We start from the raw sequence: 17,316 nt of genomic DNA on the forward strand, positions 1-17,316 counted from the left end.
ATTACCAATTCTAAAATATCTGAATTTGGTTTCTCAAAATATCATCAAAGGTTTCAGCCTGTCTGATGAGTTTTGCCTTTCCGTCGTGCCATAGAACTTCAGCGGGTTTCAAACGCGAATTATAGTTGCTTGACATCGAAAAACAGTATGCTCCTGCATTTCTGAAACAAAGAATATCTCCTTCGGAAATTTCAGCTATTTGTCGGTTAGAGGCAAAAGTATCTGTTTCACAGATATAACCTACCACCGAATAAAAACGTTTTTTTCCATTAGGGTTGGAAATATTTTCAATTTGATGAGTTGCTCCATAGAGCATCGGTCGAATCAGATGATTGAATCCTGTATCCACTCCAGCAAATACCGTTGAAGTAGTCTGCTTCACAACATTTACTTTTGCAAGAAAAAATCCTGCCTCACTGACTAAAAACTTTCCTGGCTCAAAAGCTAAAGCTAAATCTTTGCCATATTCTTTGCAAAATGCTAAAAATCTGCTTGAAAGTCGTTCGCCTAATTCTTCAATATTAGTTTGAATATCCCCCTCTTTATAAGGGACTTTAAATCCACTGCCAAAATCAAGAAATTCCAATCCTTCAAAATGTTTTGCTGTTTCAAAGAGAATTTCAGCAGCATACAGAAATACATCAATATCCAAAATATCACTTCCAGTATGCATGTGAATTCCATTAATTTGCATTTTGGTATTTTCAACAATACGCAGAATATGAGGTATTTGATGAATACTGATGCCAAATTTACTATCAATATGTCCGACTGAAATATTAGAATTTCCACCTGCCATTACATGCGGATTGATACGAATGCAGATAGGAATTTGTGGATATTTACTTCCAAATTGCTCTAAAATAGATAAATTATCAATATTGATTTGCACACCCAAAGCAGTGGCTTCTTCAATTTCCTCCAATGAAACTCCATTGGGAGTGAAAATTATTTGTTCAGGTGAAAAACCTGCTAATAGACCTAATTGTACTTCCTGAATGGAGACTGTATCCAATCCACTTCCTAAATTACGAAGCAGTCTCAAAACAGAAATATTAGAAAGAGCTTTAACTGCATAGTTCACTCTGAGGTTTGGAATAGTATTGAAAGCTGACGTAAGTCTTTGATATTGAGAAGTTATTTTCGTAGCGTCATACACGTACACTGGATTACCAAATTCATTGGCTATGGAAAGTAAGTCTGTTGTATTCATAATAGTTCTATTTTGAAATGCAAAAATACTATTTCTTTTTAACTACAAAATTTTTATGAAACAAAAAGTCAAAATACACACAAAAAGTTACAAATAAAACTTTCAAAGATGTGATTAATGAAATATAAATCAAATTTTGCCATTAATCATTTATTATTTCATTTTTAATAATGTGGTTATATACACTAAACAGACCTTTTCCATTCTATTTTGTATAAAATAAGAGTCATAATAAAACTATTTTCATCATGACTCTCACAAGCTTATATATAAGGTTTTTAAAATCTATCTTAAACTACATTTTCATTCCTAAAATTTAATAATGGAAAAATGTACTTTATCACAAAGGGTAAGATAAATCAAAATTAAAAAATTCTATTGTAAGTATTTTACCAATTCAGTAATAAGCAGATTACTGCCGTGGAAACCTTCACCACGCCAAACTAATTCACGTTGATTGAATATGACAATCGTTGGTAATCCATTGATTTTTAAAGCCTTTGTCAATTCTTTGTTTTTATCAACATCAATTTTAACAACTTTGACTTTATTTCCAAGTTGGGTAACTATTTCTTTCAGTACGCCATTCATCTGCACAGAAGTTTCATGCCAATCAGCATAAAAACAGAACAAAACAGGTACGTTAACATCTACTATATTTCCGAATTTATCCATTAATATGTTTATTAATTATATGTTTGTATTATAAAAGGCTAAATTTTTGAATTAAAGTTATTTATTTTTAGTTGCCTTCGTTGTTGTGACTTTTTTAGTTGTGGTTTTCTTCTCAGTCTTTGCTTTTGCTGGAGTCTTTTTTGTTTTAGCATCTAACAAAGCGTTTGCCTGTTCTAATGTAAAATTTGCCACATCCGTTTCTTTCGGTAGTTCAATTTTGGTTTTACCTTTGATGAGATTGTAGCGTCCCCAACGAGCTTTTTCCAAACGAACGTCATCCCATTCTTTTACAACTTTCTCGGATTCTTTCTGTAATTTGGCTTCTATCAGCTCTTCGGCATCATTCTGTGAAAGATTGTTGAAATCATATTTCTTACTTACATTAATAAACATATCATTCCATTTAATGTAAGGACCAAATCGACCTACGCCTTTGCTCACTCCCTTACCTTCATACATCGCAAAAGGAGCATCTGCTTTGTTTTTTTTCTCAATGACTTCCTTGGCTCTATCAAGGGTGACGCTGAATACGTCTTCGCCTCGGTCTAATGAAATGAACGTATCTCCATGACGCACATACGGGCCAAAACGTCCGATATTCACATCTACCTCTTTTCCATCAACAATCCCTAATTTACGAGGCAATTCAAATAATTGTAAGGCTTCTTCAAAAGTAATTGTTTCAATTGACATTCCCGAATGAAGACTCGCAAACAATGGTTTTTCTTCATCTTCACTTGTTCCAATTTGTGCCATTGCTCCGAAACGTCCCAGACGCACACTGAGCGGACGACCCGATTTTGGATCAATTCCTAATACACGTTCACCTGTCTCTCTACCTGCGTTTTTTTCTACATCTTCCACTACGGGATGAAAATGGGAATAGAAATTTTGTAGCATTTCTGTCCAATTTTCGGTTCCCTCTGCAATATGGTCAAAACTTCCCTCAACTGTAGCAGTGAAATTGTAATCCATAATCGTTTCGAAGTTGGATACTAAGAAATCATTTACTACCATGCCAATGTCTGTAGGAACTAATTTTCCTTTGTCCGCACCAACTTTTTCGGAAAGTGTTTTTTGTTTTACGATTCCATTGCTTAATCTAAGTTGCTGATAGTTACGCTCTTCTCCTTCAAAATTGCTACGTTCTACATAACCGCGATTTTGAATAGTTGAGATGGTTGGAGCGTAAGTGGAAGGACGGCCGATACCTAACTCTTCCAATTTTTTGACTAATGAAGCTTCTGTATACCGTGCTTGTGGACGTGTAAAACGTTGTGTAGCAATGATATCATTATTTTTGACGCTTTCTCCCGTTTTTAGTATAGGCAATATACCTTCTTGTTCCTCCTCCTCTTCATCGGTACTTTCTAAGTAAACTTTCAGAAAACCGTCAAATTTGATCATTTCTCCATGAGCAGCAAACAAATCCTTATGTTTATCAGCTTCGATCTTTACATTTGTTCTTTCTAATTGGGCATCAGCCATTTGAGAAGCGATAGTACGTTTCCAAATCAATTCATAGAGTCGAGCTTGGTCGCTTTCAGCGGGAATATTTGTACGCATCATGTCCGTTGGACGAATCGCTTCGTGTGCTTCTTGAGCTCCCTTGGCTTTGGTCGCAAAGTTTCGCACTTGACTATACTTAGTACCATAAAGTTGATGTATGGCATTCTGAGCTGTCGATAGAGCTTCTTGGGAAAGATTAGTACTATCCGTACGCATGTAAGTGATAAATCCAGATTCATACAACCGTTGAGCTACGGTCATCGTTTTACTCACCGAAAAGTAAAGTTTTCGCGAGGCTTCTTGTTGTAATGTTGAAGTCGTAAATGGCGGAGCTGGTGATTTTTTAGCAGGTTTAGTTTCTAATGAAGCTATTTTGAATGTAGCTTCTATATTTTTTTCTAAAAAAGCCTTTGCTTCTTCGAGTGTGTCGAACGATTTGGATAAAGTAGCTTTGAAAGTTTTCCCTTCAGAATTAGCGAATTCAGCAGTGATTTTATAGGATGAATGCGTTTTAAACTCTTGGATTTCACGCTCTCTTTCCACGATAAGCCGCACCGAAACGGATTGTACACGCCCTGCAGAAAGCCCACTTTTTACCTTTTTCCAAAGCACCGGAGAAAGTTCATAGCCTACAAGCCGATCCAACACACGACGAGCTTGTTGTGCATTAACCAAATTATAATCAATACTTCGTGGATTTTGTATTGCTTTTTCAATAGCTGTTTTTGTGATTGAGTTAAAAACGATACGTTTTGTCTTTTCAGGATTTAATTTCAAAGTTTCTGCTAAATGCCATGAAATAGCTTCTCCTTCGCGATCTTCATCACTTGCTAACCAAACCGTTTCAGCTTTTTGTGTGAGTGCTTTTAATTCTTTTACCACCTCCTTTTTATCGTTGGAAACAAGATATTTAGGTTTAAATCCGTTTTCAATATCCACCCCAATTTCTTTAGATGGCAAATCAACAATATGCCCGTAGCTTGATACCACTTTAAAATCCTTGCCTAAGAACTTTTCAATAGTTTTTGCCTTTGCAGGCGACTCAACAATCACTATATTTTTAGCCATACTACTAACTTTTGGTCGCAAAAATATAAAATTAAATTATAATATATGGTGTAAGAAGGAAAATATTTTTTATTTAAAGACGTACAGTTACATTAGAACATACCGTAAATAGAGTAGGCAGGAAAAATCAACTTCTGAAGACTATTTTTTTAACAACTTCTTTGCCTATCTCTTCATTAATACTTCTGATAATAGTTTCTTTTCCGTACGTAAGTTCCTCACTAAGAGCAGGAGAAGATAATTCAACGTACAACACATCTCCCTTTAGCTCTACGGATTTGGTGTATTTGGCAATACTAATCCCCATTATCCGAGCCCATATCTCCTGCACTTCTACTTTATGGAGTCCATATTCCAATTTATTTTGTTGTATAATCTGTTTGATAACAGAAGATAGTACCTTTGTATTTCCTTCCATAATAAATTTAATATTCTCGAAGAAACTTAATTTGTTGAATCACAAATAGGTTAAAAAACCGTATAGTCAATCAATTTCAATAAGTTGAGATATTTTGAAGATTTTAAATATTTTTTATCGTTATAATATGCAAAAACAACGGTTTTATCTTTTATAGTTTCAATAACATCTTTATAGATATGCTGAGGCAGAACAGGGCATCCTAAACTACGTCCCAAACGACCGTTACGTCTGATATAATCTTCACTAACATAATCGGCTGTATGGATAACCACTCCGCGTGTCGCCACATTGCTATTATATCCCTTTTCATCACCGTGCAAACGAAGACTGAACCCTTTACTTCCCATGTAGGTACTACCGGTTATAAAAAAACCTATACTACTTTTATTAGACTCCTTAGTATTTGAAAATGAGGTAGATAGTTTATCTCCGCTTTTTTTTCCGTGCGAGACATATGTATGAAAAATGATTTGTTTTTCTTCCAAATCAATGGTATAAAAACGCTTAGTGTTACTATCTTTTGAAAAATCAATAATAGAAAGAATTTCCTTTTCGTTCAAGCGTTGTTGATTTTTAAGTGATTGATAGCCAATGTAGGCATAACGAAAAGCCTCATAATTCAGGTCATAATACTCCCCCTCCAATTCATCGTACAACTCCTTGATATTGTTTTCCATTTTTTTAAGAGCCAAGGAAACATATTCTTTGGAGCGAATAGAATCTGTAACGGATACCGTGTGATTGTTTTCTGCATTGACAGATTGTAACGAAAAAAACAAAACGAAAGCATAAAAAACATGACGAATTCTTTTCATATCGAATGTTAGATAAAAATTAGTTATTAGATAATAATATGTATTGCTATAAGATACTGCAAAGTTATTTTTATCTATTCGAAAAAGCAACTTTTAGTTCTTTAAATAATGTTAATTAACATTTATCATCGTGTTTTTAAAGGTGTTCATAGCTAAATATAGAGTCCTTTGCAATACCCTCCATTTCCTTTTTCTAACTGGTTTTAAATAATCTTTAAACCGATTTTTTAGAAAATCACATATTTAAAAACAGAAAATAGGTGATTTTCATCGTTTTTTCTCCCTTTTTTGAGCCTTTTTTTCATTAAAAGACAGGAAGTATCTCCATCTTCGGACTTCGCTTCAGATTGTAGGCAATGGCTTCCAAAATATGTTGCGTGTGTACTTTTGCTAAGCCTTTGAGCCATGTGACGCCCACACCAAACCATCGCTTTTGACTCCCAAAAGTACGCTCTACTACCCAAAGCGTCTTAGAAATCAGTTTGTTAAACGCTTTCTCCCATTTACTCAATTGAAACTTGATAAATTCGGTGTCTTTGAACTAATTCAATGTTTCGGTTTTTATATTTGAAAAAAAATTGCGTTATTTGCAAAAAACTAATTAGAAAACACACTTATGACATTAATTCGAGAAAAATTAGTACTGCCAAATGATGGAAAAAAATTGTTGCTACACTCTTGTTGTGCTCCTTGTTCAGGCGAGGTGATGGAAGCCATTCAGGCTTCGGGCATTGATTTCACAATTTTTTTCTACAATCCAAACATACATCCATTGAAAGAATATGAACTTCGTAAGGAAGAAAATATTCGATTTGCTGAACAATGCAATATTCCAATCATTGACGCTGATTATGACGTGGACAATTGGTATGAACGAGCCAAGGGTATGGAAATGGAACCAGAACGAGGTATCCGTTGTACGATGTGCTTTGATATGCGTTTTGAACGCACCGCACTCTATGCTTACGAAAACGGATTTGATGTGATTAGCAGTTCATTAGGGATTTCACGATGGAAAAACTTTGATCAAATCAATGATTGTGGTAAACGTGCAGCTGCCAAATACGACGGTATTACGTATTGGACATACAATTGGCGGAAAAAAGGTGGTTCGGCTCGTATGTTAGAAATCAGCAAACGTGAAAAATTCTATATGCAGGAGTACTGTGGATGTGCCTATTCACTACGTGATACCAATAAATGGCGTATTGAAAACGGAAGGGAACGTATCAAAATTGGAGTCAAATATTACGGAAACGAAGAACAAAATAGCTAAAATGATTATTACCCCAGAAGAATTCTCCAACGGAAAAATATTACTGATAGACAAACCTTTACATTGGTCATCGTTCCAAGCTATTAATAAGATAAAGTGGTCTATAATCAAAAATTACAAACTCAAAAAGATTAAAATTGGACACGCAGGGACGCTCGACCCACTTGCTTCGGGTTTATTGATTGTGTGTACAGGAAAATTCACCAAAAAAATTACTGAGTTTCAAGAAGCTACAAAAACATATACGGGTACTATTCGGCTTGGAGCGACCACACCTTCTTTTGATATGGAAACGGAAATCGATCAAACTTTTTCCATAGAACACATTACTCCCGAGCTAATTGAAAAAACTCGTCAACAATTTGTAGGAGAAATTGTTCAGTATCCGCCTATGTTTTCAGCCCTTAAAAAAAAAGGAAAACGACTTTATGAATTTGCACGTGAAGGAGATGAAACTATTGAAATCCCTTCACGAACGGTTTCTATTGAGCAATTCAACTTAGATACAAGTGAATTTCCAAATATTCATTTTGAAGTAATATGCGGTAAAGGAACGTACATCCGTTCCTTGGCTAATGATTTTGGGAAAGCCTTACAGTGTGGCGGATACTTAACTGCCTTACGACGTACAAAAATTGGAGAATTTTCCGTTGATGAAGCCATTTCTCCCGATGAATTTGTAATAAATCATATATTAAAATCAACAAAATAGGGATAAATTATTAAACCTTTCCTAACCATCATGAAATACAGCACCCAATAAAACTTCAGCTGAGATGCTTAATTAGTCAAAAGCATTGACAATCAATATTCTATTGTTTTATTGGGTATAGTATTAAATTTCTACAATGTCTCAGCGGATTTTAAAACAGCTTGTTTTAATCCTTCTTTATATTGTAAAATTTTTTCTAAAGTTTGTGGGTGTTGAGCAGCAATAATCTGAGCAGCCAAAATACCTGCATTTTTCCCTCCATTCAATGCAACAGTAGCTACAGGAACTCCTCCTGGCATTTGCAAAATAGAGAGAACTGAATCCCAACCATCAATGGAATTACTGCTTTTTACAGGCACTCCAATCACGGGCAAAGGAGACATGGAAGCTACCATTCCCGGAAGATGTGCTGCTCCTCCTGCCCCTGCAATGATTACATTTATACCTCGTTTATGGGCGTTCATACTAAAATCCATTAATTTCTCAGGAGTTCTGTGCGCCGAAACAATATCAACTACAGTTTCAATACCAAATTCTTTTAAAATATCGACTGCTTCCTGCATCACAGGTAAGTCGCTTTTACTTCCCATAACAATTGCTACTTTCATATTTTGATTCTTGTATATTTAGTTTCATTTATTTTTATTTTGTAAGTTTTTATACATAACATCGTACGTTTAACAAAACCACGTATCTAAACCCTGAATTTGACTAAATCAAGTCTGCTAATTTCTGGGTCAATTTTTTTCGATGATATGGGGCTAAACCTATCGGAGTAGTTTTCAAACTCCTAATTTTGAATAATTGATACCATTCCCAAATAGTTGCTTTTAATTGCTGATGTTCGTCATATGAAAAAGACTTTCCTGTATTAGTTTCCCGAATGATTTGAACAGCATCCCAACCTTTTGGGCCTATGGCTAAAATGGGTCGACCCGATACCATATACTCAAACAATTTCCCAGGAATGATACTTTCTGTTTCTTTGCTATTGATTTCGATAAGCAATAAAATTTGGGAAGAACGTTGTAATTCAATAGCTTCATTATGAGTAATATAACCTCTGTTTATTACATATCTTCCCAAACCAAAAGCACGAATTTCTTGTTCAACGTCTTCACTAAATTTTCCTGCAAAGCACAGTTGAAAGTCATTAGCAAATTCCTCATTTTCAGTTGCTAGTTCTGAAAATACTTGCCATAACATTTTTGGATTTCGGTCGGAAAGTAACGACCCTATATGCGATACTAAAAATTTCTCTGAAAGAGATATTTTTTGAATGTTCATGTCATCATATCCATTAGTAATTACATGAATAGGTCGCTTTGTAAGTTCTGAAAATTCTTTCTGAGTTTTGAAACTCGTAACGAGAATCGTATCAGCAGTATTCAAGATCGTTTTTTCCCAATATTTTTGCTTTGAATCTGCCCATTTTGTTAATCGCAAATCTTTATAGTAACCTATAGTTGTCCATGGATCCCTGAAATCACTAATCCATTTCAAATCTGGATATTTTTTTTTCAATTTATATCCTATAAGGTGAATACTATGAGGAGGAGATGTTGTTATAATAGTCTGAATATCATTTTTTTCAATAAAATCTGATAAAAAAGCAACAGAAGGCTTTACCCAAAATTTACGCGCATCAGGAATAAAAAAATTACCTCGAAGCCAAAGCATCATTTTCTCTACAAAAGATATTTTTTTTCGAGGAATGATACCAGCACTCATTTTCTTAGTTTTATTTTTTGAAAAGAATGAAGCCAAACCATAAGGTTCCCAAATAGGATGCTTAATAATTTGAATATCAGAAGGAACATCTTCACCAATTTTCTCATCCACAATTGGATAGCTTGGATTTTCAGGTGTATAAACAATCGGTTCAACTCCAAAATTTCGGAGATATTTCACAAACGTAAGCCAACGCTGTACGCCGGGGCCTCCCGCAGGTTTCCAATAGTATGTGATGATTAGTACTTTTTTCATTTTTAACCTAACACTACGTCCAACACCATCATGACAATAAACCCTCCTAAAAAACCGACGGTTGGTACATCTGTATTTTTATTCTGCTGTGATTCAGGAATAACTTCTTCAACAACTACATAAATCATGGCACCAGCAGCAAAAGCCAAGGCATAGGGCAAAATAGGAGTAAAAAACATTACAGCCACAGCCCCTAAAACTCCCGCAATTGGCTCAACCACAGCTGATAACTGCCCATAAAAAAAACTTTTCCTACGACTTAACCCCATACGACGTAAAGGCATTGAAACTGCAATCCCCTCAGGAAAATTTTGTAGACCAATTCCTATCGCCAAAGTAATAGCCCCCGCAATGGATGCCTCAGGAATATTTGCTGCTACACCACCAAAAAGCACTCCTACTGCCAATCCTTCAGGAATGTTGTGTAAAGTGATTGCTAAAATCAGCAAAGTTGTTTTCTGCCAAGGCGATTTAACACCTTCTGTTTGTTTGAAATTGGCGTGAAAATGCGGTAAAAGTCTATCTAATAAAAACAAAAAGAATGCACCTAACAAAAAACCAACCGTAGCCGGAATTATTTTTATAAAACCTTCTCCTTCAGACATTTCAATAGCAGGAATGAGTAAACTCCATACACTGGCAGCAAGCATAACTCCTCCCGTGAAACCTAACATTCCATCAAGAACGATTTTATTTGCCTTGTTGAAAAAAAATACTACCGATGCACCTAATGCCGTCACCAACCACGTAAAAAGTGTAGCATAAAAAGCGGCTAAAATAGGATCTATATTTTCTAAATAAGTTACTAAGGTACTGTACATTTTAAAAAAAATTGTTTTACCGAGTGCAAAGGTATAACATTTTTTAGATTAAACTAAAAAATATTTATGTTTTTACAAAACACAGATTCTCCTCAAATCAAAGCTCAATTTTTTTATGTTAGAAATTTATATATTGTCTCATATGATTATTTAACAGAGAAAAAACATTTCCTTGAAGAAGCTGTCTGAAAAGGTCTATTTTAACAAAATTAGATTCATAAAAACATTGATTATGAAAGTCTTATTTTTTGAATTGCCAAAATTATACTTTTCAGACAACTTTTTTTCTCATGGATTTTTCTTTCGCAGACTTTGGATACACTCTTTCTAAAAAGAGAGAAAAGGCATGTCAAAAATTGCACTTACTAATCGAACTTAAGATAGAAAAGTAAACCCAATCCTCCATCAACGATGAAAAGAAATTCTGCAGAACCTTGAGATTTATAACAATTCTGTTTCTATTGCTTGGATATATTAGATTTCTTATAACTTAACAAAGCATTAGTGTAAAATATTTTTATTTTATAATATTCTGAATATCAGCAATTATACGATTTGCTAGAGCATCAGCTTCTTCAAAACTTTTAGCTTCGGTATAAATACGAATAATTGGCTCTGTATTTGATTTTCGTAAGTGAGCCCAACTTTCAGCAAAATCAATCTTCACTCCATCAATCGTATTCACGTTTTCGTGAGCATATTTTTGAGCCATTTTTGTCAAAATCATATCAACATTTACCTCAGGCGTAAGTTCGATTTTGTTTTTACTCATGAAATACGCTGGATAGCTTTCTCGTAATTCTTTTACGGATGTTATATTTCTAGTAGCTAATAAAGAGAGAAATAAAGCTACCCCAACCAAAGCATCTCGCCCGTAATGTAGCTCAGGGTAGATAATTCCTCCATTACCTTCTCCACCTATGATAACGTTGTTTTTCTTCATCATTTCTACTACATTTACCTCACCGACTGCCGAAGCAAAATAGTTAGCTCCGTATTTTTCTGTAATGTCACGCAAGGCTCTTGATGATGAAAGATTCGAAGCCGTGTTTCCTGGTGTTTTGCTTAGTACATAATCCGCACATGCCACCAAGGTGTATTCCTCGCCGAACATTTCTCCATCCTCACAGATGAGTGCCAATCTGTCTACATCAGGATCAACAACAATACCGAAATGAGCTTTTTCAGCTATCACTTTGGCAGAAATATCTCCCAAATGCTCTTTCAAAGGCTCAGGATTGTGAGGAAAATGACCGTTTGGTTCGCAGTAAAGCTTTACTACTTCCACTCCCAATTTCTCTAAAAGCCGAGGAATAGCTATACCTCCTGTTGAATTTACCGCATCGACTACTACTTTAAATTTCTTACTTTTAATGGCGGAAACATCTACAAGTTTTAGGTTTAAAACTGATTCTATATGTTTATCTATGTAAGTGTCATTTTTGGTTATTTTACCCAAATCATCAACTTGAGAGAATGTAAAATCACTTTTTTCGGCAATTTTCAAGATTTCTTCACCGTCTTTGCCATTTAAAAATTCACCTTTGCTATTGAGGAGTTTCAGGGCATTCCATTGCTTAGGGTTGTGACTTGCCGTAAGTATAATCCCTCCGTCAGCGTTTTCCATCGGTACAGCAACCTCTACAGTAGGAGTAGTACTCAATCCTGTGTCGATTACCTCAATACCTAAACCTACTAAGGTGTACGCTACTAAATTCTGAATCATTTCTCCTGAAATACGTGCATCGCGCCCTAATACTACACGGATATTTTCTTTATTAAGAGTCGTTTTTAGCCATGTTCCGTAGGCAGCAGCAAATTTCACTGCATCAATTGGAGTTAAATTGTCTTCGGGCTTACCTCCAATGGTACCTCGAATCCCTGAAATTGATTTAATTAAAGTCATAATAAATATCTTTTATTCTATATCTGATTATTTGTTTACTTTTTCTTATCCAAAAAACGAATACTAACTTGGTCAAGATAATCTATCCCAAGCAATGAGGAAGCCCCTCCAACAGTATGTAAATTACTTTTGTATACACTAACTTGCAGATAATCAAGGCTGTTAAATAAAATTAATCGCTCTCCATCGGGTATGGCTCTGCGTTGCTTAGGTATCGAAAAATCAATAATATCGCTGTAATTTTCATGTATCTTAGTAAAAGAATACATGTTGAAAATGACCTCAAAAGGACGTCCTTGTCCCACCTCGTGGAATAAAGACTTTGGAATATTACTCACTGCATTACCGTAGTGGTCAATATAAATCACGGTTCCTGTAATAAATGTTTTGTTATCGGACACTTCTGGCTTAAAATAAGTCATTTCAAAACATTTTTCAATTCGATTTCCCAGGACTTGTAACGGAATTCCTTCCAACAAATCTTTAGCTACTTTCGGAAAGAAATGCAATACAGGAAATTGATTTTTGGTAGTTGTATTAAATAATTCATACACTTCCACATCCGACTCATTTTCTGAAAGCAAATGAAAAATTCCATTGTCAGCACCAATGAAATAATGACCTCTTAACTTCATTATCAAATGCTTACGCTCTGGTGTAGCTTCAGCATCTACTCCAATAATATGAACACTTCCTTTTGGAAAATGATGGTAGGCATTTTTGAGTATGTAATGAGTTTGCATCACATCGAACGGAGCTATAAGATGGGAAATATCAACCACAGCCACATTCGGAATTTCGGTATAAATCTTTCCTTTAACGGCTGCAACTGCGTAGTCTCGTTCTCCAAAGTCTGTTGTTAATGTAATGATTATCAATGTGTTTATGATTAATTTTTCTTTAGTAAAAGCAATATTGGTAAACAACCCACAAATCTACTAAAAAAACGGAAATCGCACGATTTTTTTTATTAAATTTATCAACTAAAACCAATATCCTATGTTAAGTAGCCAAATTGGTTTTTTAAGTTCAGGCGAATAGGTAAACTTCAATTCGATGGGTCCCAACACACTCTGCAAGCTATAACCAATCCCATAGCCTGAAAAATCAGGAGAAGTTTGCCAATTTAAACTTTGGAATAGCTCATTATCTACTTTAGCGACATTTCCGTGTAACAGAATGTGATGTTTTCTGTAATGGTTAATGTCTAAGGTAATATCTGTTTTTAGAAAATTTTTCCCTCCAAAGCTCAAAAAGTCATATCCATAGAAAGGAATATAATTATTTGATGCATTTTTATTGTAGCCTCCAAAGAAATAATCTAACGTGTGAATTCCTTCGGCGTTCCCCAAAGTGAATCCTCCATCGAAAGCCAATTTTGCTGAAAGCCTAGGAAATAAAGGTATTGCAAATGATAAACTTGCTTTAGTCATTGAAAATTGATTGAATTTCTCTGGAGTTTTTCCTAATAAATAAAGATGAAACATAGCGTCAAAATAGACACCTCTACGTGGAAAAAAACTATTGTCAAAAGAATCGTACTTTATGTAGCTATAAGCACTTCCAAAGTTTGATTTTTCTTTGTAGAGGGGTGTGAAATCTTCTGTGAAGAACACTTGTTCTGTTTTAAAACTTATATCTCTGTTTTCAATACCAATACCCGCTACAAACCCATTTCCTAATAACGTTTGAAAATAAAACTGATTTACCCAATCATAAGCATCCAAATGTAAACGGTTAAGCTTAGACCCTTCAATACTGTATTTTGAGATTCTGTCGGGGTGTATTTTTCTATAAAATTGATTGAATTTAGAACGAAATCCGTAACTAGTGTAATATCCTTTATCTACAAAATAATCAAATTGATACCTGAAATTATCCCCTAAAACCACATCTACGGAGAAAAAATCGTCGATTTGAAATAAATAGTGTTTGGTGTAATTCATTATGAAACCTGTTTTGAATAAATTATCATAATGTAATCCAAACTTGACGAAAGTGCGTTCAGGATTTTCTCGCAATAAGAAATCAATATGTTCTCCTTCATCGGTATAACGAATTTGGTGATGTACCGTATGAAACTTATTGGTAGCCATTAAGTTATCTATTCCTTCATTCAAATCTTGAAACGAGATTTTTCGCTCTAATTCTTTCAGATAAAGTTTTCCTCGCAAATAGCTGCGAGAATAATGCTCATTACCGTGAAAATGAACTGCTTTAACATATATAGAATCTATTTTTTTTATTTTTTCAGGAGTTCGTTTCTCCTTTTGTTGGGAAGCTATTTCTCTAAGTTTTTCTATTTGGTCAAACCCAGCTTTCTCTCCTCTTTTGATGATTGCACTACCTCTGTCAAAGGATATGACATTAAATCCAACAATATTTGGTTTTATGTAAACATCTGTCTTTGCTATTTTTTCGGGCATATTCCCATACATTGCAAAAGCATTGACCTGTGATAATACACCAAAAGCGGAATTAATTTCCTCTCGTGTTTGAAACGGACTTTGCACATCAACTCCAATGATGATATCCATTCCCTTTGCTTTTACTTCATCTATAGGATAATTGTTTAATGCTCCGCCATCTGTCAATAAATCTCCATCAATCTCAACTAAATCAAACAATGACGGAAACGCACCACTCGCCATAATGGCTTTGGGTAAAAAACCGCTTTCCAAAACAACTTGTTTTCCTTTTTCAATATCGGTAGCAATGCACAAAAAAGGAATTGATAGTTTTGAAAAATCAAACGTATCTCCAATTGGATATAAGAGTTTAACAAACTCATTATAAATATTTTGACCTTTTGATACTGAACGTGGAATCCCAATTTTTAAATTATTAAAAGGTAGTGCCAAAGCATACCTGTCATAAATAAAACGTTCATGCAACGATTTGGCTCGGCGTGATGTTTTATCATAAATCAATTTATCGAAATCTAAACGATGAAAGATAGAATCCAATTCATTTGCTGAATATCCTGTAGCATACATAGCCCCCACTATTGCTCCCATACTTGTTCCTCCGATGTAATCAATGCGAACTCCAGCTTCTTCAATAGCTTTCAAAACACCAATATGAGCCAATCCTTTCGCTCCTCCCCCACTCAACACTAAACCTACTTTAAGGTCTTTATCCGTTTTTTTTTCTTGTGAAAAAAGTACGTTGACTATACAACATATAAGTAATACGTATATTTTATATCTCATTTTACTTCTATTCAATTTTTATTGCACTTCCGAATTTAGGAAGGCACTCAACGGCAAATTTACGATAAAAATCAATACTAAACTAAAATATATAATTAATTTTCATAAAAGCACAATCTATTGTTAATAAGCATATTAACCTATCAATAAATAAAAAAAAACAAAAAAAACATCATTAATACAATAAAAATACGTAACTTCGTAACTTGATTGATAATAGATATTTTTGACAAATAAATATTTTTAAAGATGAGTAAATACGATATTATTGTATTGGGAAGTGGGCCTGGTGGTTACGTAACCGCAATCCGTGCTTCTCAGTTAGGTTTCAAAACCGCTGTTATTGAGAAAGAAAATTTGGGAGGTGTATGTTTGAACTGGGGATGTATCCCAACAAAAGCCTTATTAAAATCAGCTCAGGTATTTGAATATCTGAAACATGCTTCTGACTACGGACTTTCGGTTAAGGAGTTCGATAAAGATTTCTCAGCAGTGGTACAACGAAGTCGTAATGTAGCTGATGGAATGAGCAAAGGGGTTCAATTCTTGATGAAAAAGAACAAGATTGACGTCATCGAAGGATATGGAAAAGTGAAGCCAGGTAAAAAAGTGGAAGTAAAGGACAAGGATGGTAAAATAACTGAATACAGTGCTGACCATATTATCATTGCTACCGGAGCTCGTTCGCGTGAATTACCAGCTCTTCCACAAGATGGTAAAAAAGTGATTGGATATCGCCAAGCTTTGACTTTACCTGCTCAACCTAAAAAAATGATTGTTGTAGGAAGTGGTGCTATAGGAATTGAATTTGCATATTTCTATAACTCAATGGGGACTGAAGTTACTATTGTGGAATTCATGCCAAACATCGTTCCTGTGGAAGATGAAGAGGTGTCAAAACAATTAGAACGTAGCTTCAAAAAATTAGGAATTAAAATATTGACATCTGCTGAAGTTACCAAAGTAGATACCTCAGGTGAAGGAGTGAAAGCTCATGTAAAAACAAGTAAGGGAGAAGAAGTACTTGAGGCTGATGTAGTACTTTCAGCCGTTGGAATCAAAACCAACATCGAAAATATCGGTTTGGAGGATGTAGGAATCGCTACGGACCGCGATAAAATTTTGGTTGACAAATACTACCAAACCAATGTTCCAGGATACTATGCCATTGGAGATGTAGTTCCAGGACAAGCCTTGGCTCACGTGGCTTCGGCGGAAGGAATTTTATGCGTTGAGAAAATTAAAGGTCTTCACGTAGAGCCAATTGACTATGGCAACGTTCCGGGATGTACATACTGTACCCCAGAAATTGCTTCAGTAGGACTTACTGAAAAACAAGCTCGTGAGAAAGGTTATGACATAAAAGTAGGAAAATTCCCATTCTCAGCATCAGGAAAAGCAAAAGCTGGAGGAAATTCAGATGGTTTTGTAAAAGTAATTTTCGATGCGAAATATGGGGAATGGTTGGGTTGTCATATGATTGGAGCAGGTGTTACTGATATGATTGCAGAAGCAGTCGTGGCTCGTAAATTGGAAACCACCGGACACGAAGTGCTAAAAGCAATTCACCCACACCCGACGATGAGTGAAGCTGTTATGGAGGCCGTAGCAGCTGCTTACGACGAGGTGATACACATCTAATAATCAAATAATTTTACTATATAAAACTTCGATTATCTAATTTTTGGAAAATATCCAAATA

14 protein-coding genes and 1 pseudogene are annotated in these 17,316 nt (G+C 35.0%); 3 read left to right on the forward strand and 12 right to left on the reverse strand.

All coding sequences use genetic code 11. The features are described 5' to 3' along the window. Positions 1 to 10 precede the first annotated feature (10 nt). The 6 genes from lysA to CGC52_RS01535 form a co-directional block, all read right to left on the reverse strand. Entirely contained in the window at positions 11 to 1,213 is a 1,203-nt protein-coding gene (gene lysA, locus CGC52_RS01510; RefSeq protein ID WP_042344950.1) for a diaminopimelate decarboxylase, read from the reverse strand. 375 nt (positions 1,214 to 1,588) lie between these two features. Continuing rightward, positions 1,589 to 1,888 carry a co-chaperone YbbN gene (locus CGC52_RS01515; RefSeq protein ID WP_095893233.1) on the reverse strand — a complete coding sequence of 100 codons (300 nt, stop codon included), beginning with the start codon at positions 1,886 to 1,888 and terminating at the stop codon, positions 1,589 to 1,591. Positions 1,889 to 1,945: 57 nt separating this feature from the next. Further along, on the reverse strand, positions 1,946 to 4,465 hold the full coding sequence (gene topA, locus CGC52_RS01520) for a type I DNA topoisomerase (RefSeq protein WP_095893234.1): 2,520 nt from the start codon (positions 4,463 to 4,465) through the stop codon (positions 1,946 to 1,948). A 127-nt stretch (positions 4,466 to 4,592) separates the two neighbouring features. Next, positions 4,593 to 4,883: a DUF721 domain-containing protein gene (locus tag CGC52_RS01525; protein ID WP_095893235.1), complete on the reverse strand. Its 291-nt coding sequence runs from the start codon at positions 4,881 to 4,883 to the stop codon at positions 4,593 to 4,595. A gap of 50 nt (positions 4,884 to 4,933) precedes the next feature. Next, entirely contained in the window at positions 4,934 to 5,701 is a 768-nt protein-coding gene (locus CGC52_RS01530) for a murein L,D-transpeptidase catalytic domain family protein (protein ID WP_095893236.1), read from the reverse strand. Positions 5,702 to 6,005: 304 nt separating this feature from the next. After that, complete coding sequence (locus CGC52_RS01535; protein ID WP_157909091.1) at positions 6,006 to 6,212, reverse strand: transposase; 207 nt, start codon at positions 6,210 to 6,212, stop codon at positions 6,006 to 6,008. Between the two features lie 105 nt (positions 6,213 to 6,317). Here CGC52_RS01535 and CGC52_RS01540 point away from each other — a divergent pair, with 105 nt between their 5' ends. After that, positions 6,318 to 6,977, forward strand: coding sequence for an epoxyqueuosine reductase QueH (locus tag CGC52_RS01540; protein WP_095893238.1), 660 nt, complete (start codon positions 6,318 to 6,320; stop codon positions 6,975 to 6,977). A gap of 4 nt (positions 6,978 to 6,981) precedes the next feature. Next, positions 6,982 to 7,677: pseudogene (truB, locus tag CGC52_RS01545) on the forward strand (tRNA pseudouridine(55) synthase TruB); the annotation flags it as partial. A gap of 143 nt (positions 7,678 to 7,820) precedes the next feature. Here the strand turns inward: truB and purE are convergent. The 6 genes from purE to CGC52_RS01575 all read right to left on the reverse strand — a co-directional run bounded on the left by purE (position 7,821) and on the right by CGC52_RS01575 (position 15,614). After that, a complete protein-coding gene (gene purE, locus CGC52_RS01550; RefSeq protein ID WP_095893239.1) occupies positions 7,821 to 8,297 on the reverse strand; it encodes a 5-(carboxyamino)imidazole ribonucleotide mutase in 477 nt (158 codons plus the stop codon). 103 nt (positions 8,298 to 8,400) lie between these two features. Beyond that, complete coding sequence (locus CGC52_RS01555) at positions 8,401 to 9,675, reverse strand: glycosyl transferase family 1 (RefSeq protein WP_095893240.1); 1,275 nt, start codon at positions 9,673 to 9,675, stop codon at positions 8,401 to 8,403. Between the two features lie 2 nt (positions 9,676 to 9,677). After that, entirely contained in the window at positions 9,678 to 10,496 is an 819-nt protein-coding gene (locus CGC52_RS01560; RefSeq protein WP_095893241.1) for a ZIP family metal transporter, read from the reverse strand. Between the two features lie 517 nt (positions 10,497 to 11,013). Beyond that, positions 11,014 to 12,402 (reverse strand): phosphoglucosamine mutase, encoded by a 1,389-nt coding sequence (gene glmM, locus CGC52_RS01565; protein WP_042348246.1) that lies wholly within the window; start codon positions 12,400 to 12,402, stop codon positions 11,014 to 11,016. 35 nt (positions 12,403 to 12,437) lie between these two features. Further along, entirely contained in the window at positions 12,438 to 13,280 is an 843-nt protein-coding gene (locus CGC52_RS01570; protein WP_095894419.1) for an S-adenosyl-l-methionine hydroxide adenosyltransferase family protein, read from the reverse strand. A gap of 105 nt (positions 13,281 to 13,385) precedes the next feature. Next, entirely contained in the window at positions 13,386 to 15,614 is a 2,229-nt protein-coding gene (locus CGC52_RS01575; protein ID WP_095893242.1) for a patatin-like phospholipase family protein, read from the reverse strand. A 249-nt stretch (positions 15,615 to 15,863) separates the two neighbouring features. On the opposite strand from CGC52_RS01575, the gene lpdA reads away from it, so the two are divergent. Then, positions 15,864 to 17,255, forward strand: a complete 1,392-nt coding sequence (gene lpdA, locus CGC52_RS01580) for a dihydrolipoyl dehydrogenase (protein ID WP_095893243.1) — start codon at positions 15,864 to 15,866, stop codon at positions 17,253 to 17,255. Positions 17,256 to 17,316 lie beyond the last annotated feature (61 nt).

The organism is Capnocytophaga sp. H2931 (assembly GCF_002302535.1).
GTDB classification, from domain to species: Bacteria; Bacteroidota; Bacteroidia; order Flavobacteriales; family Flavobacteriaceae; genus Capnocytophaga; species Capnocytophaga canis.